The organism is Rhodococcus sp. RCBS9 (genome assembly GCF_029457415.1).
In the GTDB taxonomy this organism is placed as follows: domain Bacteria; phylum Actinomycetota; class Actinomycetes; order Mycobacteriales; family Mycobacteriaceae; genus Rhodococcus_F; species Rhodococcus_F qingshengii.
In genome coordinates this window covers 3,383,968-3,400,758 of the sequence record NZ_CP120422.1, presented here as the reverse complement: position 1 = coordinate 3,400,758, position 16,791 = coordinate 3,383,968, and the positions used below count along the sequence as shown (strand labels likewise).

General features: G+C 61.8%; 17 protein-coding genes. 13 read left to right on the top strand and 4 right to left on the bottom strand.

Features of this window, described 5'->3' with window-relative positions; all coding sequences use genetic code 11:
- Positions 1-57 precede the first annotated feature (57 nt).
- Both P0M12_RS16030 and radA read left to right on the top strand, forming a co-directional pair.
- Positions 58-693, top strand: a complete 636-nt coding sequence (locus tag P0M12_RS16030) for a lipoprotein (RefSeq protein ID WP_007726888.1) — start codon at positions 58-60, stop codon at positions 691-693.
- A gap of 98 nt (positions 694-791) precedes the next feature.
- Complete coding sequence (gene radA, locus P0M12_RS16025; RefSeq protein ID WP_003945739.1) at positions 792-2,225, top strand: DNA repair protein RadA; 1,434 nt, start codon at positions 792-794, stop codon at positions 2,223-2,225.
- Between the two features lie 23 nt (positions 2,226-2,248).
- On the opposite strand, the gene P0M12_RS16020 is transcribed toward radA, so the two are convergent.
- The gene (locus P0M12_RS16020) at positions 2,249-2,809 is read right to left on the bottom strand and encodes a PaaI family thioesterase (RefSeq protein ID WP_003945494.1); all 561 of its coding nucleotides are present in this window, start codon (positions 2,807-2,809) and stop codon (positions 2,249-2,251) included.
- Positions 2,810-2,905: 96 nt separating this feature from the next.
- On the opposite strand from P0M12_RS16020, the gene disA reads away from it, so the two are divergent.
- On the top strand, positions 2,906-3,991 hold the full coding sequence (disA, locus tag P0M12_RS16015; protein ID WP_024487741.1) for a DNA integrity scanning diadenylate cyclase DisA: 1,086 nt from the start codon (positions 2,906-2,908) through the stop codon (positions 3,989-3,991).
- 25 nt (positions 3,992-4,016) lie between these two features.
- Here disA and P0M12_RS16010 read toward each other — a convergent pair whose 3' ends face one another.
- Both P0M12_RS16010 and P0M12_RS16005 read right to left on the bottom strand, forming a co-directional pair.
- On the bottom strand, positions 4,017-4,760 hold the full coding sequence (locus P0M12_RS16010; RefSeq protein WP_277376561.1) for a DUF4232 domain-containing protein: 744 nt from the start codon (positions 4,758-4,760) through the stop codon (positions 4,017-4,019).
- Positions 4,761-4,857: 97 nt separating this feature from the next.
- Positions 4,858-5,496, bottom strand: a complete 639-nt coding sequence (locus P0M12_RS16005) for a carbonic anhydrase (protein WP_007726896.1) — start codon at positions 5,494-5,496, stop codon at positions 4,858-4,860.
- A 228-nt stretch (positions 5,497-5,724) separates the two neighbouring features.
- Between P0M12_RS16005 and P0M12_RS16000 the strand changes: the two genes are divergently transcribed.
- Genes P0M12_RS16000 through P0M12_RS15955 form a run of 10 tightly spaced genes read left to right on the top strand, consistent with a single transcriptional unit; the run spans position 5,725 to position 15,206 of the window.
- A complete protein-coding gene (locus tag P0M12_RS16000) occupies positions 5,725-6,579 on the top strand; it encodes an ABC transporter permease (RefSeq protein ID WP_254593782.1) in 855 nt (284 codons plus the stop codon).
- Complete coding sequence (locus P0M12_RS15995; protein ID WP_003945610.1) at positions 6,579-7,424, top strand: ABC transporter permease; 846 nt, start codon at positions 6,579-6,581, stop codon at positions 7,422-7,424. Before P0M12_RS16000 ends, P0M12_RS15995 begins: the two co-directional genes overlap by 1 nt.
- Positions 7,421-8,605, top strand: a complete 1,185-nt coding sequence (locus P0M12_RS15990) for an MCE family protein (protein ID WP_003945917.1) — start codon at positions 7,421-7,423, stop codon at positions 8,603-8,605. The genes P0M12_RS15995 and P0M12_RS15990 overlap by 4 nt, the downstream gene beginning before the upstream one ends.
- A complete protein-coding gene (locus P0M12_RS15985; protein ID WP_050656749.1) occupies positions 8,602-9,612 on the top strand; it encodes an MlaD family protein in 1,011 nt (336 codons plus the stop codon). Before P0M12_RS15990 ends, P0M12_RS15985 begins: the two co-directional genes overlap by 4 nt.
- Positions 9,609-10,601: an MCE family protein gene (locus P0M12_RS15980; protein WP_037132399.1), complete on the top strand. Its 993-nt coding sequence runs from the start codon at positions 9,609-9,611 to the stop codon at positions 10,599-10,601. The genes P0M12_RS15985 and P0M12_RS15980 overlap by 4 nt, the downstream gene beginning before the upstream one ends.
- Entirely contained in the window at positions 10,598-11,677 is a 1,080-nt protein-coding gene (locus tag P0M12_RS15975) for an MCE family protein (protein ID WP_007726908.1), read from the top strand. Before P0M12_RS15980 ends, P0M12_RS15975 begins: the two co-directional genes overlap by 4 nt.
- A complete protein-coding gene (locus tag P0M12_RS15970) occupies positions 11,677-12,750 on the top strand; it encodes an MCE family protein (RefSeq protein ID WP_042451872.1) in 1,074 nt (357 codons plus the stop codon). The genes P0M12_RS15975 and P0M12_RS15970 overlap by 1 nt, the downstream gene beginning before the upstream one ends.
- A complete protein-coding gene (locus P0M12_RS15965; RefSeq protein WP_042923604.1) occupies positions 12,747-13,985 on the top strand; it encodes an MlaD family protein in 1,239 nt (412 codons plus the stop codon). Before P0M12_RS15970 ends, P0M12_RS15965 begins: the two co-directional genes overlap by 4 nt.
- Positions 13,982-14,506: a hypothetical protein gene (locus P0M12_RS15960; protein ID WP_042451875.1), complete on the top strand. Its 525-nt coding sequence runs from the start codon at positions 13,982-13,984 to the stop codon at positions 14,504-14,506. The genes P0M12_RS15965 and P0M12_RS15960 overlap by 4 nt, the downstream gene beginning before the upstream one ends.
- Before the next feature lie 58 nt (positions 14,507-14,564).
- Positions 14,565-15,206 (top strand): TetR/AcrR family transcriptional regulator, encoded by a 642-nt coding sequence (locus tag P0M12_RS15955; RefSeq protein WP_042451878.1) that lies wholly within the window; start codon positions 14,565-14,567, stop codon positions 15,204-15,206.
- Between the two features lie 3 nt (positions 15,207-15,209).
- On the opposite strand, the gene P0M12_RS15950 is transcribed toward P0M12_RS15955, so the two are convergent.
- A complete protein-coding gene (locus P0M12_RS15950) occupies positions 15,210-16,748 on the bottom strand; it encodes a long-chain-fatty-acid--CoA ligase (RefSeq protein WP_054826798.1) in 1,539 nt (512 codons plus the stop codon).
- Positions 16,749-16,791: the final 43 nt, after the last annotated feature.

The following is a 16,791-nucleotide window of genomic DNA, read 5'->3' as shown; positions in this document are numbered from 1 at the left end:
ACCTTATCTACTACTCTGCCTAGTGGAGTGCGAACCTGACGCCGTGGAGGACAAATCGTGACTGCTATCCGTAAGCCGACTCGTCGAGTCGCTACCGCCATTGCACTGGCTGCAGGCGCAGCCATCGCGCTGTCCGCTTGCGGTTCCGGACAGGTGAGCCAGACCGCCGTCCAGCAGGCCGCCGTGAACGGCAACAGCGCCGACCTCGGTGAGATCGCACTGCGCAACGTGCACATCGCTTACCCCTCGTCCGAGGAGTACAGCATCGAGCCGGGCGGCAACGCCGTGCTCGCGTTCACCGTCGTGAACGACAGCGCCGAGACCACGGACAAGCTCGTCAGCATCACCACCGATTACGCAGCACGCGTCATCGCAGGTGAAGAGGTAGGTGGCTTGACGATCAAGCCGCAGACGTCGCTGCAGGCCGGTCAGTTGCCCGCAGGCGAAGGCGCCGCGACCGAGGCCGAGACCCAGATCAAGAACAACGAAGAGAACGACGACGCACCCGCTGCGCTCTCTCTCGTCGTTCTGCAGGACATCAAGGCAGGCGTTCGCCCCGGCTTGACCGTCCCGATCACCTTCAAGTTCGAGAAGGCCGGATCGGTCACCGTCGACGTACCTGTCGACGCAGGCCCGCAGCTCGAGCGCAACGAGTCGGACAAGTCACCCGACGTTGCAGAAGCTGGGCACTGAGCCTCGAATCACCAAGGCGCACAATGCGCCTCGCAGAACAACTTCAGAATCACAATAGAGGCGGGGTCCATGTCGGACCCCGCCTCTAGTCTGTCCCGGTGGCCAAAGTGAAATCGAACTACCGCTGCTCCGAATGCCAGTCGGTAGTGCCCAAGTGGGTCGGTAGATGTCCGGACTGCGATTCGTGGGGCTCGATGACCGAGGTCGCCGTAGTGGCACCCGTCGCCAGTCGCGCCGGCGCCTCACTCGCCAAAGCAGGATCAAGCGCCGTGCTGCCTACGACGCCGGCCACGCCGCTGACACAGATCGACAGCACCTCGACGCAGGCCAAACCCACGGGGATCGGTGAGTTGGACCGCGTCCTCGGCGGTGGCGTCGTACCGGGTTCGGTGGTGCTGCTCGCGGGCGAGCCCGGCGTCGGAAAATCGACGCTACTTCTCGAGGTCGTCTACCGCTGGGCGATGCGCAGCGCGGATGATCGAGCGTTGTACGTCACGGGCGAGGAGTCTGCCGGTCAGGTTCGGCTTCGGGCAGATCGCACCAACTCTGTCCACGAACGGATGTATCTGGCGGCCGAATCCGATCTCGCGACCATCCTCGGCCACATCGAGCAGGTCAAACCGACACTGGTCATCGTCGACTCGGTGCAGACCATGCTTGCTGCCGACGTCGACGGGGTCGTCGGCGGCGTGACTCAGGTCAAGGCCGTCACCAGCGCCCTGACCTCCCTGGCAAAGGCCAGCGGAATCCCGGTGCTTCTGATCGGCCACGTCACCAAGGACGGCGCCGTCGCCGGTCCGCGCTCGCTCGAGCATCTCGTGGACGTGGTTCTGCACTTCGAAGGTGACAAGCACTCCACCCTGCGCATGGTCCGCGGCGTCAAGAACAGATTCGGTGCGGCCGACGAGGTCGGATGCTTCGAGCTGAGCGAGCAGGGCATCAACGAGATCAGCGATCCGTCCGGCCTGTTCCTGCATCACCGTGAAGAAGCTGTGGAAGGCACTGCCGTCACCGTGATGATGGACGGTAAGCGACCTCTACTCGGTGAAGTTCAGGCGCTCGTCGCCGCCACGCCGCTACCGACACCCCGCCGAGCCGTCAGCGGGCTCGACACCGCCCGTGTGGCCATGGTTCTCGCCGTGTTGGAACGCCGCGTCGGAGTGTCGATCTCGAAGGCCGACGTCTACGCCGCGACCGTCGGCGGTATGCGGATGACCGAGCCGGGTGCCGATCTGGCTCTCGCCATTGCGGTCGCTTCCGCCGTGAAAGCCAAACCCGTCCCCAAGGGGCTCGTCATCCTCGGCGAGGTCGGACTCGCCGGGGAGGTTCGACGGGTTGCCGGGGTGAACCGACGGCTGATCGAAGCTGCCCGACTGGGATTCACCAGCGCCATCGTGCCGGTCGATTCCGGCCCGAACATTCCCGGCATGCGCGTCAACGAAGTGGCGAATCTGGCCGAGGCACTGGCCTACGCCGGATTGATGGGCGGCAAACAAGCCCCGTCTCGCCCCAAGCTCACGCCGGTGAAGTGATCGTCGTTCGGCCGACTACCTCGTCAGACCGACGAGGTGCCGAACGGGGACGTCGGTTCGCCGTCCACGAACTCCTTGGTCTTGGCGAAGTGTTCCGAGGTGATGGTCAGAAACAGTCCGCGGGAGGTTCCCACCACCGTGTCCGGATCCGCTGTCGGACCTTCGACGATCACCGCTTCTGCACTGGTGTAGACCTTGCGGCGTACAACACCGTCGATGCGAGCCCGGAATTCGAGCACCGATCCCAACGGGATCGGCCGGGCGAAGTCGATCTCGAGGTGCCCGGTCACCACCGGCGAGCCGAGAGCCATACATGCCATACCTTGAGCCTCGTCGAATGCCGTCGACAGAATGCCGCCGTGAATGACACCTGGACCGCCCTGATACTTCTTGGCGACCTCCAGACGACCGGTCACTTCCAGTCCGTTACCAGCCCTGAAACTCATCGCCATTCCCGCAGGCTGGTCGTCGCCGCAGCCGAAGCATTTCGACCAGTGCTGAGGCAGCTTCTCGCCGGCGGCCGGAAAGAATTCGACCGGCTCCGGGACAGTCAGGTCATCAGGCAGGGTCCAGGTACTACTCATGGATAGGTAATCTAAACGGGGATCCGTCCGGCGCAGGCATCGGACCCAACCGAAGTGACATCGACCTCAGCAGGGAGTTTCTCAATGATCAGTGCGATGGCGGACACACAGTCGTCGTCGGCATTGCGAGAGACCATCGCCAGGTTGGCGCCGGGTACCGCTTTGCGAGACGGGCTCGAACGAATTCTGCGCGGCCGTACCGGCGCGCTGATCGTCCTCGGATACGACGAGGAAATGGAAGCGCTGTGTGACGGCGGATTCAACCTCGACGTGGAGTTCGCACCGACCCGATTGCGCGAGCTGTCGAAGATGGACGGCGCGGTTGTCCTCTCGACGGACGGCACACGCATCGTGCGTGCCAACGTCCAGCTGGTTCCCGATCACAAGATTCCCACCGTCGAATCCGGCACGAGGCACCGCGCTGCCGAGCGCACGGCAATTCAGACCGGCTATCCCGTGGTCTCGGTCAGTCAGTCGATGTCGATCGTCAGTGTGTACGTCGGCGGTATCCGGCATGTCATCGACGGCTCGGCCACCATACTTTCGCGCGCCAACCAGGCCGTCGCGACGCTCGAACGATACAAAGCGCGACTCGACGAAGTGACACGGCAACTGTCGGTCGTCGAGATCGAGGATTTCGTGACTCTGCGCGACGCGTTGACCGTCGTACAGCGCCTCGAAATGGTTCGCCGCGTGTCGATCGAAATCGAACAGGATGTCCTCGAGCTCGGCACCGACGGTCGCCAGTTGGCACTGCAGCTCGAAGAACTGGTCGGCGACAACGACATTGCACGTCAACTCATCGTTCGGGACTATCTTGCCGGTCCCGAGCCCATCGGCACCGCGGCGATGGACAACGTCCTCGTCGCACTCGATCGCGTCACCGACGCCGATCTACTCGATCTCACGACTCTTGCGCGTGTTCTCGGTTATCCGGGCACGATCGAAGCCCTCGACACTCCGATGACTCCTCGCGGATATCGCGTGCTGATGCGTGTACCTCGATTGCAGTTCCATCAGATCCACCGGTTGGTCGGATCCTTCGGCACTCTCCAGTCGCTGCTGGCCGCTACGGCTGCCGATCTGCAGTCGGTCGAGGGCATCGGCGGGCTGTGGGCCCGTCACATCCGTGAGGGACTTTCCCGGCTCGCGGAAACGTCGATCACCGGATCCTTCAACTAGCGGGCCTGTTCGGGCTTGCCCGCTCTCATGCGATGTTGAACGGCTCCGGGGAGCTTCGCAGTGCACCGAGCTGCCCGACAACCGTGTAAGCGCCTGCGCCCACCGGATTGCGCTCGGGGTTCTGCGCGGTCGCGCACTCGGGGGTCGACGTCGTGGCCGACCAGGCGACCTTGAACGCAGCTTGCTCGCCGGGCGCGAGATTGCGTACGTCGGCTGCGGGCTGTGGGTAGCAGTCGACGTTGGACCACAACCGGGTCTTGCCGTCGATGCTGTAGACGAGCACCTGCTGAAGGCCGCCCGCCAGATCTCGATCACAGGGTGCCGAACCGATGTTGGTGATGACGATCGTGAACGACGGCTCTTCGCCGGGAGCGAAGGTCGCCTTGTCTGCGGTGGCCTTGACTGCCAGCGACGAGTCGGCGCACTGACCGGCCGGGACCGGAGCCCCGGTGGTCGACGAAGAGGAAGAAGACGAAGACGATCCCGAAGCCTGCGTGCCCGAGCCACCTGATCCACCGGCAGCGCCGCCACCCGAGCCACCGCCACCCTCCGGCGCGTTGGAACCGGAAGGGTTGGGGGTGAAGGAGACGTCCGTCGTCAGCGAGGAACTCGCAGCGGCCGAATCGGCCTCCGGGGTATCACTTCCACCGCTGAAGAGGGCGGACGCCGCCCAGATGATCAACGCCAGTGCAATGACGGCGGCACCAATGGCCAGCGCCCGGCGACGCCAGTAGATCTCGGGGGGCAGTGGTCCATTAGGTTCCAACACGGACTCAACGGTAGTTGGCGCAGGGTCCACTAACCGTCAGCTGAGGCGGCGTGTCGGTACCCATTGTCTGCTGCCAGGTACCACTGCCCCGGAAGATCTAACCCTCGACGGTCTCAACGCTCTCGCCGATGTCGCCGACCGCGCCCTGAACTCGCATGTGACCGTCGGACAACGTGTACGTGACGCCGACGATCGCGCACGCACCCTTGTCCACCTTGTCGGCGATGATCCGGGACCTCTGCATGATCAGCGAGCCGGTCTCCACGACGTGACGGCCTTCGAGTTCGTCCACGGTGGACAAGCCCTCGTTGCGGCCCATCAGGATGGACGGAGCAACACGCTCGACCACACTGCGGATGAATCCGTCGGGAACTGCGCCCTTGTCCAGGGCGTCGAGCGTTGCCTTCACGGCACCGCAACCGTCGTGCCCGAGGACGACGATGAGCGGCACGTTGAGCACGTGAACCGCGTACTCGATGGAACCGAGCACCGAATCGTCGAGCACGTGACCTGCAGTGCGCACGACGAACATGTCGCCGAGACCCTGGTCGAAGATGATCTCGGCGGCTACGCGCGAATCACCGCAACCGAACAGCACCGCTGTGGGGTGCTGCCCATCGACGAGTTTCGCGCGGTCCGCGATTCCCTGGCTGGGGTGAATGGACGCGTCGTTGACAAATCGCTCGTTGCCTTCGCGAAGGGACTTCCAAGCGGAAATGGGGCTTGATCGTGGCATTCACTCATTGTGCACCCGCCGCATTTCGGGCTCTCGCCGGGAAGGTTGCGTGGACGCAAACGAAAGTTCCGCGTCGACATTCGCGCCCGGTGATGAAGTGGCCGAAATGGAACTTACTTCAGAGTCAGTTTCCTGATACCGTCTCCGAACGTGACCTGGAGCACTTCGAGCTCCCGAGTGTGATCGAAGAAACCCGACCAGAACGATTCGGCCGGAGAGGGGGATGGCGTGAGCACCGAAGCTACGACGACCGGGAATGGAACAACCGGGGAAACAACTGCTGTCTCCCCCGCCAAGACGAACATGCTCTCGAACCTGCTCTCCGAGATCGGACTGCTCTTCACCTTCACCGTTCGCGTGTGCGTTGCGGCGTTCACATCTCTTCGACACAAGCGCCTCGCCTGGCGTGAGGCGCTCGACCAGATGTGGTTTCTCGCCCACGTCACCTCGGTCGCGTCCGCTCTGGTGATGATTCCCCTCGGTGTCGGGGTAGCACTGCAGATCGGTGCGCTCGCAGATCAAATCGGCGCGGGTGCGTACAGCGGTGCCGTCGTCGCGTTCCTCATCATCGGACAGGCCGGCCCCCTGGTGTGCGCCCTGATCATCGCCGGTGTCGGCGGTTCCGCAATCTGCGCAGATTTGGGAGCGCGAACGATACGCGAGGAAATCGATGCACTCGAAGTGCTCGGTCTACCCGTGCTCGAACGCCTGGTCGTACCCCGGATGATCGCCATTGCCGTCGTCTGCCTCCTACTGAACTCGATAGTTCTCGTAATCGGTTTGGGCGCAAGCCTCTTCGTTCACGTCCTGATACTCGACGGCAACGCACAGAGTTTCCTGCGCAATCTCGTTCAATTCAGTCAACCCAGCGACTTCGTCGTCTCCGGCATCAAAGCCGTTGCCTTTGCTCTCATCTCGGGAATCGTGGCCTGCTACAAGGGCCTGACCGTCAAGCGCGGTGCTCAAGGCGTCGGCGACGCAGTCAACGAGACCGTCGTGCTCTCGTTTGTCCTCGTGTTTGTCGCCAACCTCGCAATTACTCAGTTCTACCCACTGTTCGTCTCGGTGAAAGGTGCCTATTGATGCACCTGCCCATCGCAATTCGTGCCAAGCGGGTCAGTTCGCGGACCGTCGACGGCCTGAGTCGACTCGGCGATCAGTTCACGTTCCACGCGCGTGTCATCACCTCGATTCCCGCAACCCTCAAGCGCTATTGGCGTGAAGTCGCCCGTCTCGTCGCCCAGGTGGCATTCGGTTCGGGCACCCTGCTCGCCGGAGGCGGCAGCGTCGTCGTGATCTTCGCGATCTCGTTCTTCGCCGGTTCCCAGATCGGACTCGAGGGCTACCGCGGACTCAACCTCGTCGGCCTCGCACCGCTGTCCGGCGTGATGTCCGCCATCGCGAATACTCGCGAGGTGGCACCACTCGTTGCCGCAATCACCCTGGCAGCCAAGGTCGGAACCGGATTCACCGCGCAGCTCGGAGCGATGCGGATCTCCGAGGAAATCGACGCGCTCGAAGTCATGGCGATTCCCTCGCTGCGGTACCTGGTCACCACCCGAATGATCGCGGCGCTCATCGCGGTGGTCCCGCTGTACCTGGTCGGCCTGTTTGCTTCGTACATGGCAACGGCGCTTGCGGTGATCCGGGTCAAAGGCCAGTCGGAGGGAACGTACGGCTACTATTTCAGTCTTTTCCTCTCTCCCAACGACATCTGGTTGTCCTTGATAAAAGTCATGGTGTTCGCGGTCGTCGTGACCCTCGTGCACTGCTACTACGGTTACACCGCGACGGGTGGACCCGAAGGCGTCGGACGAGCCGCCGGACGAGCGTTGCGCACCAGCATCGTCTTCCTTGCATTCACCGACGTCGCGATGACCATTGCGCTGTGGGGACTCAAACCTCACGTACCCGGGCTGACCGGATGATCGTCACGAATTCCAGCCGAATCACCCTGGCACTGCGGGGTTTACTCGCCGTGGTCATCCTGATCCTCGCCTACGTCTTCTTGTTCAGCAGAGGTACGGACTCCACCGGTTCCACACCGCAGGTCAGTGCTGTCGTCCCCGCCAGTGCCGGTGCGCTGCGAGTCGGATCCTCGGTACAGTACCGCGGCGTCGTCGTCGGCGCTGTGGCCGAGATCGAGCCGGGCACCACCGCTTCGACTGTCTCACTCGCGATCGACGAGGGAGCGTTCGAGGACATACCGTCGACAAGTCAGGTGCGACTGATGCCCCGCAACATCTTCGGTGACTTCTTCGTAGACTTGATTCAACCTGACGGACTCTCGCGTGGTCCTGCTCTCGTGCCGGGTACCGAATTGGTATCCGATCAGTCCGAAGTCGCGGTCCAGCTCTACCAATCGATCTCACGGATCTACTCGCTCGTTTCTTCCCTCGACCCCGCCGACATCAACGTCGCACTCACGGCAGTCTCGGACGCGTTGAGCGGCAAGGGAAACCAGATCGGCGAATCGCTCGATTCAGTCCACCAAGCGTTGGTCGGTGCGCAGCCCGTCATCGACGGACTCGGTGACGACCTCGACGACATAGCCACCCTCGCCGACAGTCTCTCGACGAGTGCGCCGGACATGCTCGCCGCATTCGAGAACTCCATCACCACATCCAAGACCGTCGTCGAGAAATCCGACGGGTTGGCGGGGCTTCTGCGTGCCGGCACCAGCACGGGAGCTGCTGCCACGAGTCTGATCGGTGACAATCGCGACCGCATGATCACCTTGGTCGACGACGCCGATTCCCTGACCGGCGCAATCACTTCGCGGCCGGACCACATCACCACCTTCTACAACGGCCTGCGCAATCTCACGATCAAGCTCCCGCCCGCGTTGGCGCATGGTCCGTGGCTCAGCACCGATCTACGGCTGTCCGTCACAGATCTGTATCCGTACGGAAAGACCGACTGCCCACAGTACGACGGAACCCGCGGACCCAACTGTCCTGCCGCCGCGACCGCGTTCGGCGGAACCGTCGGCCCGGTCGGCAGCCCTGCCGAACAGTCCCTGATCTCGGCTCTCACCCAGGGCGGTACAGCTTTGGACACTCTCGTGGCGGGGCCGGTATTTCGCGGCACGACGGTGGTGGGCGGATGAGCGTGAAGAAATCTCTGATCAGGTTCGGACTGTTTGCTGCACTGTCGATTCTCGCCACCGTGGTTGTGGTGAGCACCCTGATCAACCCAGTCTCCGGGTCGAGTTCGCAGTACCGGGCCGTCTTCGTCAATGCCTCCGGCCTGGTCACCGGCAGCGATGTTCAGATCGCCGGGGTGCGAGTAGGGCGCGTCGACAGCGTCGAGCTGGTGAACAACCAAGCCGTCGTCGGCTTCGAACTCGAATCTGCACAACGTATTCCGTCCGACGGTCGCGCTGTGGTGAGGTACGCAGACCTGTTGGGAGCGCGAACAATTTCGATCGAACCCGGACAGGCCGAACGCGCAACAGGCAACTACCTCTCCCCCGGGGCCACAATTCCCGTGGAACAGACTCAGCCGGCGATCGACCTCACCGACATCCTCGGCGGATTCCGTCCCCTGTTCGACGCACTTGACCCCGCAGAAGTCAACGAGCTTGCCGCACAGGTCGTCCAGGTATTCCAAGGACAAGGTTCCACCATCGAAAGCCTGCTGGAGCGCACTGTTGCCGTCACCGAGAACTTGACGTCCCGGGACGCGATCTTGGACCAACTACTGAACAACCTCGACCGGGTCCTTACCGTGACCACGACGAATCGACCCAACTTCGTCGAGATGATCAACACGCTCGACACACTGGTCGGCGGTTTGGCACAGGACCGCCAACAGATCTCGGCCGCAGTGGATTCCGCAGGCGCACTGACTTCTTCACTTCAGGACTTGGTGACGGGCGTGGAACCGGACTTGGCTGGCGCGCTGACTTCGATCGATCAGTCGGCTCGCGTCGTCGTCGACAATCGTGAGTCGCTGGCGACCGGTATCACCGCTTTCGATCAACTGTTCACCCAGTTGGGGATCGCGATGAGCTACGGAAGCTGGGCGAACATCTACATCTGCAACTTCCGGCTCAGCGCGCTGGACCAATCGGTGACCCTCGGCGGCCCCGAGCGTTCGGCGGTGTGCCGATGAACTGGCTCACCGTCAAGAACCCGGTCCGCAACGGAATCATCTGCATCCTCGTCGGAGTCGGTGTGGTTCTGGCCGCACTCGTTGTCCCTCAACTGATCTTGAAGGTCAAGACCAACGAGTACCACGCCGTCTTTGCCAACGCCACCGGGTTGACGCAGGACGATCCGGTCAACGTCGCGGGAGTCCCGAGCGGGGTGGTCACCTCGTTGGCGGTCAGCGGCAACTCGGTTGAAGTCACCTTCCGACTCGACGACGGCGTCACTCTCGGCGAAGACTCCCGTGCGGACATCAAGATCTCGACTCTGCTCGGCCGACGTTCGCTCGACGTCACTCCGAACGGATCGCGCTCGTTACCCGCAGGTTCGACCATCCCCATCGAGAACACGAGCGTTCCGTTCACTCTCGACGATCTCGGTCGAGGAGCACAATCCACGTCGGAAAATCTTGATCTGCAACAACTGCGAAACATGCTGACCGTGGTGTCCGACAACTCACCGGACGATCCCGAACTCATTCGCCGCTCACTCGAGGGAATCGACGCACTCTCCGGAGTAGTCAACGACAACGACGTTGCGCTCCGTTCCCTTCTCACCGGAGCGCAGCAGACGACCGCAACACTGATCGAGCAGAAGGACACTCTGGAAACCCTTCTGGGGAATGCGGATCTGGTGATGTCCACGATCGCCGACCGGCGAGATGTGCTGAATGCGCTTGTACAAGACCTCAATCAGTTGAGCACCACACTTGCCCAGTTCCTGGGCGACAACCAGGCTTTGGTCGACTCGGTCATGGGAGACATCCACGTGGTGACGGGAGTTCTGTCCGAGAACGAACAATCACTGACCACACTGCTCGACAACTTCGCCCCCAGCGTCCGCTACGTCACCAACGCGACCGGTAACGGCAACTGGCTCGACCTCAACTCGCCCTCCACCCTCATCCCGGACAATTGGTTGTGCGTCGTCGGGCTCGTTCAGGGGTGTCGATGACCACGACCGTCAAGAAACTCGCCGTGCTGGCAGCGATTGTGATCTGCGCGATCGGTGCCGTCCTGTTCGTCACGCGTGACGAACACAGACTCACTCTCACCGCCGAATTCACCTCGACCGACGCTATCTTCACCGGGAACACAGTGACGATTCTGGGAGTTCCCAGCGGGAGGGTCGAGAGCGTCACGCCGGAAGGGTCCCGGGTACGAGTGGCGCTGAGCCTGCCATCCGGAACACGTATACCCGCCGACGCGCAGGCCTGGGTCCTGTCTCCCTCGGTCATCAGTGACCGCACGATCGAACTCGGCCCCGGCTACGAGGACGGTGAGTTCCTCATCGACGGCGCGGTGATCCCTCTCGAACGCACTCACTCCCCGCTGACGTGGGACCAACTCACCGCATCGGTGAACGAATTGACGGTGGCGCTCGGCCCTGGCGCCGACGGCGGCGGGATCGGTGACCTCATCGGAGAAGGCGCCCACGCGTTGGACGGCAACGGGCAAGCATTCAACGATGCCGTTCGGTCCATCTCACAGGCCAGTTCGGTACTGGCGGGTGCAAGTCCCGACATCTCCGAACTGGTGAAGAACCTGAACACCCTCGTGCAGTTGATCGCGGACAACCAGACCAAGGTCGACTCCCTGTCGAACTCGGTGACAGTCACCGCCCGCACGTTCAGCGCCCAGCGAGAAGACATCAGCGGGGCGCTCGATTCCCTGACCACGTTGCTCGGACAGGTCTCAGCGCTACTCGCCGAACACGGCGAGGCGGTCACCGCCGATCTGGGTACGCTCGCACAGTTGGCCGGTGCAGTCGCGACCAAACAGGATCAACTGCGCGAGATCATCGAAACGGCACCAACGGGATTCGAGAACGTCGCCAACCTCGTCACCGAAGAAGGCCGAGCCAGAGCACGATTGAACGTCGCCACCGATCTCTCACAGTTCGACACGACGCGAGAACTGTGCGAGAAGATGCCGATACCGCTGTGCACCGGGCCGGGCATCGTCAATCCCATCGAATTTCCTTCGGCAGGCAGCTCCGACCTGGCACGCATCCTCGGTGGGGGCAACTGATGGCGTCGAACAAGTCCGTGGTGAGCGTTGTCGTGGCACTTGTCATCGCGGCGCCATTGACCGGCTGCAGTCTCAACTTCCAGCACCTACCCCTCGGACGCGGTCTGCCAGGAGAGTCGTACCCGCTGAACATGGAATTCGTCGACGCGTCGTTACTTCCCGTCGGCGGCGAGGTGCGGATCGGCCAGGCAGTGGTCGGCAGAGTCACGTCGATGAGCGCGCAAACCTTTGCAGCCGTGGTACATACCGAAATCGCGTCGGACATCGAACTACCTGTCGGCACCCGCGCTCGGATCGAGCTGTCGACCCCGATCGGCGATGCGTTCGTCAACCTCGAAGTTCCGGTCGATCCAGCGGGCCCCATTCTCGAACCAGGTTCCACCATCGAGCGATCGGAGACCGTGCGCGGACCCGATGTCGCACAACTGCTCGGCGCCGTCGGAACTCTGTTGAACGGCAGTGGGTTGGCGCAGGTCAAGAACATCGTCAGTGAGGCTGATCAGATTCTCGACGGCAGGGAGGAGACGATCCGCGATCTGCTTGCACGCCTTGACACTTTTCTCGGAACACTTGACGACCGAAAGGAATCGATCAATTCGGCACTGGATTCACTGAACCGGCTCAGCGCTCTGATCGGAGACGAGAGCGCCACCATCGACGAAGGCTTGCGCACACTCACACCCGCATTGGGCGTGATCGCCGACCAACGACAACCGCTCCTCGATCTACTCGACGAAACCGATCGGCTCAGTACCGCAACCAATTCCGTACTCGACCAGTCGGCCGACCAGATTTCCGAGATCACCGGACGACTGTCACCCATCCTCGACCAGTTCTCGGCAATGGGGCCGACACTGGGTGAGACGATGGCCAACCTGGACAACGCAAGAGTGCTCCTCGAGCGTGCCAGCCCAGGCGATTACGTGAACATCGACCTCGACGTCGATGTCGAGGGCACCGTGACCGGAGTGCTCAACGAGATAATCCCGGGCGCCGCACCGCCACTGCCACCTCTGCCCGCCTCCGATCGGGAACTGCCGATCACGACACCCCTGCAAGGAGGAACGCGATGAAGAACCGAACCGTCTATTTCGAGATCGCCGCCTTTCTCCTCATCGCGGTGGTCAGCACGACGTACGTACTCCGGCAAGTCGGTGCCGGAGATCCGTTCACCGGAACCTTCTCGGTCATCGTCGAATTGGAGAACGCGGCCGGAATCGCTCCCGGTTCGGAAGTGGCCTATCGCGGAGTCACCGTCGGCGACGTCGAGTCGGTGGAGGTGGACTCTGCCCAGGACCTCGTCGTGATGACGTTGAGCATCGCCGCCGACAAACAGATCCCCAACGATTCGCATGTGGCCATCAGCCAGGACACTGCCGTTCCGGTATTGAAAGTTCAGTTGTCCTCGCAGACCGACGGCGGCCCGTATCTGGTTGAAGGTTCCGTCGTTCCGACTGAGCGCACTTCGATCCCGGTCGCGTTGGGAACCGTGATTGCGAATTTCAACGCTGCTGCCGACACCGTCGATCCGGCAGACCTGCGAACCCTCTCGCACGAACTCGGCGAGGGATTGAACGGATTGGGTCCGGATCTGCAGGCGCTCGTCGACAACTTCGACGTGCTCGCGCGCACTGTCCAATCCGATCAACCGCGTGTCAACACACTCGTCGAGAACTCGCGCTCACTGTTCACTGCGAACGAGGAAAATGTTGACGCTCTTCCCGAAGTTGCACTCACACTTCGCCAATTGACAGATCAGGTACGAAACTCCGATCCGCAACTGCGCACACTCCTCGATCGAAGCCCGAGTGTTCTCGACAATCAGATACTGCCTCTCATCGAACAGAGTCGTGAGCCGTTCAGTCTGCTGTTGGCCAATTCTCTCGTCTCCACTCAGATCGTCACTGCACGGATGCCCGCCGTCGATGCCTTGTTGGTGGTGGTGCCCAAAGGATTCGAGAAGTTCGGAAGTATCGTCAAAGACGGACGGGCACAGCTTGATCTGATCACAGCACTCGGACCGGTCTGTATCTACGACACGCCCCGGCGATCGGTACAGGACACCTCACCGACCACGCTCGACAAGAACCAACACTGCGCGGACCAGTCGGGCCGGATCCAGAATCGCGGATCGCAGAACGTCCCCACCGGAACTGGAACGATCGACGGGGTTGCTGAATACGATCCTGCCCTCGGAACGGTCGCAGCCGGTGACGGAACGTCGATTCGTCTGGGCCTCAACGGTGGTCAGAACACCGTTCTCGGCGACAACTCGTTTGCCGCACTACTAGTACAAGGAACGCAATGACCGAGACAACCGAACCCCAGACGCCCACAATCGTCGACAAGCCCAAGCGGCTTCGCAAGCAGACCGTAGCGATCGTTGCCGGCGCCCTGGTCGTGGTCGCGGCGCTCGGATGGGGCGCATTCGCGACCTGGCAGAAATCGGTCGACGAAAACGCGCGTATCAGCGCCCTGGACAGCGGACGGCAATTCGCCACTGATCTTGCGACGTACAACTTCCAGAACCTCGATCAGAATCTTTCCGTGGTCCGTGACAATTCTGTCGGCGAATTCGCCGGTCAGTACGCCCAGGTGGCAGCCAACTTGCAGAACATGATCGTGCAGTATCAGGCGACCTCGTCCGCTCAGATCATTTCAGCCGGGTTGGCGAGCAGTGATCGCGACAACGCCGAGGTTCTCGTGTTCCTCGATCAGACGATCACGAACACCAACTCCCCCGATCCGAGAATCGACCGCAACCGGATGCAACTTTCGCTGGTCCGCGAGGACGGCGAGTGGAAACTGAGCAACGTGCAGTTGTTGTGACTTCGTCGCGGCGTAGTATCTCCCCGAGCATTATCGAGCGATAGCTAGGGGACCACGTATGGCCACGAAAGATTCGGCGAAGGACGCCACAGCCAGTTGGCGACGGATCGAGCCGCTCGAGCTGACTCCTATCCTGGAAGCCGCCCTCGAAGGATTCTACGACAACGGGTTCCACGGTACTTCGATACGCGAGATCGCACGCCGCGTCGGCGTGACGATCCCCGCCCTCTACTACCACCACCAGAGCAAAGAAGGGATCCTCCTTGCTCTGCTGGAGATTTCGACCAGTGACGTCCTCGCTCGTGCCCACAGCGCGTACGCCGACGGCGGAGACGACCCTCGACAACAGCTCACCAACGTCGTCGAAGCGATCGTGCTTCGTATGACGACCCGCTCTCGGTTGGCAGCCCTCGAGGGGGAAGTGCGCTACCTCAGCCCCGAACACCGACAGCGATATCGTGTCGTACGCAAGGGCGTCGAAGAATTGGTGCTCGGCATAGTCACCGAGGGTTCGGAACGAGGTCTCTTCTCAGTAGCAGACGTGCCCGAGACCACCCGCGCACTTCTCGCGATGTGCCAGTCGATTCCGCGCTGGTATCACGCCGAGGGAGAACTCACCCCGGAAGAGGTAGCTCAGAAGTACGCCGTCATCGCACTGAATACGGTTGGATGCAAGCCCGGCCGCAAGCGTGCACGTTGATTCTCATACTGTCGAATATCGCGCCCGAAGTTCGCGCTTGAGGATCTTGCCCGTAGCACCCAACGGAAGTTCCGTGACTATCTCGATGGACTTGGGGCACTTGTAGCCGGCAAGTCGGCTTCGAACGAAACCTGAAATCGAGTCGGTATCGAGTTGATGCCCTGCAGCAGCAACTACGACGGCTTTGACCGCCTCGCCCCACAGTGGATCCTCCACTCCAATGACGGCAACTTGGGATACTCCCGGATAGTCGGCGATGACCGATTCGACTTCGATGGGATAGACGTTCTCTCCACCCGTGATGATCATGTCCTTCATCCGATCGGTGATGTAGACGTAGCCCTCGCTGTCGACCCGTCCCACGTCGCCGGTATGGAACCACCCGTCGGTATCTATCGCAGCGGCAGTCTCTTCCGGCCGTCGGTAGTAACCTTCGGTCGTTTGCGGAGACCTGACATAGATCTCGCCGGCCTCGCCGACCGCAACTTCCTCGCCTTCCGGTGACATCACCTTCAAGTCCACCCAGGGGTAGGGTTTTCCGACCGAGCGCAGCAGTCCGACCTTCTCGCCGTCCACCGCATGGTCACAAGAATCGAGTTGTGTTACTGCTCCATGCGTTTCGGTCAGCCCGTAGACCTGGAACAGGGGCTTGCGGAACGTCTCGAGAGCTCGCTTCAAGACCCATGGTGTGATCGGCGAGGAACCGTAAGCGATGGATCGGAGAGTTGCGAAATTGCGCTCTCGCGCGCCTGGTACGTCGACCAGCATCCCGATGACGGAAGGCACGAGAAAGGTATTGGTGATACTCATCCCTTCCAGTACTTCCAACAGACCGGCAGGTGTGAATTCTGGGAGAACGACGTTATGGGCGCCATTCGCAAGTCCCACGAGCGCCCAACCCAATCCACCGATGTGGAACAGGGGCATCGCACACAAGCTGACCGAGGATTCGTCGAATCCCCATGGCCCGCCGGTTCGCGTGCATGCCTCCAGGTTCCTGTTGGATGTGAGAACACCTTTGGGTTTTGCCGTCGTTCCGGATGTATACAGTTGCAGTACAACGTCGTCCAGGCTTCCGCGCCATCCCGGATCGACCGAACTTGCGCCTGCCGATCGCGCTTCGTAGTCGAACTCCTCGGAACCGTCGATCTTCACGACACGCAGCTTCGCCCCTTCCGATGCCTGCACCGCCGAGACCACACCCTCGAATTCACTGTGGAAGAACAACACACGAGCGTCCGCGTCGGCGAGCACCTCGGCAACCTCGGCGCCGGACAACCTCCAATTGATCGGGATTGCCACTGCCCCGATCTTCGCTGCCGCAAGTACGATCTCGACGACTTGAGTCGAGCCTCTGTCCACCACGGCCACCCTGGTTCCAGATCTACAACCCAGGTCGAGAAGAACGTTGGCCAGCCGACTGGTGCGGAGGTCGAGCTCGGCAAACGTCATCGACCCGTCTCGACCTGTCAACGCGAGGGCGTCTGGTCGTGCAGCAGCGTGGCGTCGAGACTCATCGGCAAGGCGATATTGCGAGCACATCGTGAAAAGCCCTTTCTGGATTGGACGTAACTTCCGGCCCGGG

Coding starts and splice junctions, on each gene's coding strand:
- P0M12_RS16020 (WP_003945494.1), bottom strand. CDS start 2,809: ATGAGTAGTACCTGGACCCTGCCTGATGACCTGACTGTCCCGGAGCCG.
- disA (WP_024487741.1), top strand. CDS start 2,906: ATGGCGGACACACAGTCGTCGTCGGCATTGCGAGAGACCATCGCCAGG.
- P0M12_RS16005 (WP_007726896.1), bottom strand. CDS start 5,496: ATGCCACGATCAAGCCCCATTTCCGCTTGGAAGTCCCTTCGCGAAGGC.
- P0M12_RS15995 (WP_003945610.1), top strand. CDS start 6,579: ATGCACCTGCCCATCGCAATTCGTGCCAAGCGGGTCAGTTCGCGGACC.
- P0M12_RS15990 (WP_003945917.1), top strand. CDS start 7,421: ATGATCGTCACGAATTCCAGCCGAATCACCCTGGCACTGCGGGGTTTA.
- P0M12_RS15985 (WP_050656749.1), top strand. CDS start 8,602: ATGAGCGTGAAGAAATCTCTGATCAGGTTCGGACTGTTTGCTGCACTG.
- P0M12_RS15980 (WP_037132399.1), top strand. CDS start 9,609: ATGAACTGGCTCACCGTCAAGAACCCGGTCCGCAACGGAATCATCTGC.
- P0M12_RS15975 (WP_007726908.1), top strand. CDS start 10,598: ATGACCACGACCGTCAAGAAACTCGCCGTGCTGGCAGCGATTGTGATC.
- P0M12_RS15970 (WP_042451872.1), top strand. CDS start 11,677: ATGGCGTCGAACAAGTCCGTGGTGAGCGTTGTCGTGGCACTTGTCATC.
- P0M12_RS15965 (WP_042923604.1), top strand. CDS start 12,747: ATGAAGAACCGAACCGTCTATTTCGAGATCGCCGCCTTTCTCCTCATC.
- P0M12_RS15960 (WP_042451875.1), top strand. CDS start 13,982: ATGACCGAGACAACCGAACCCCAGACGCCCACAATCGTCGACAAGCCC.
- P0M12_RS15955 (WP_042451878.1), top strand. CDS start 14,565: ATGGCCACGAAAGATTCGGCGAAGGACGCCACAGCCAGTTGGCGACGG.
- P0M12_RS15950 (WP_054826798.1), bottom strand. CDS start 16,748: ATGTGCTCGCAATATCGCCTTGCCGATGAGTCTCGACGCCACGCTGCT.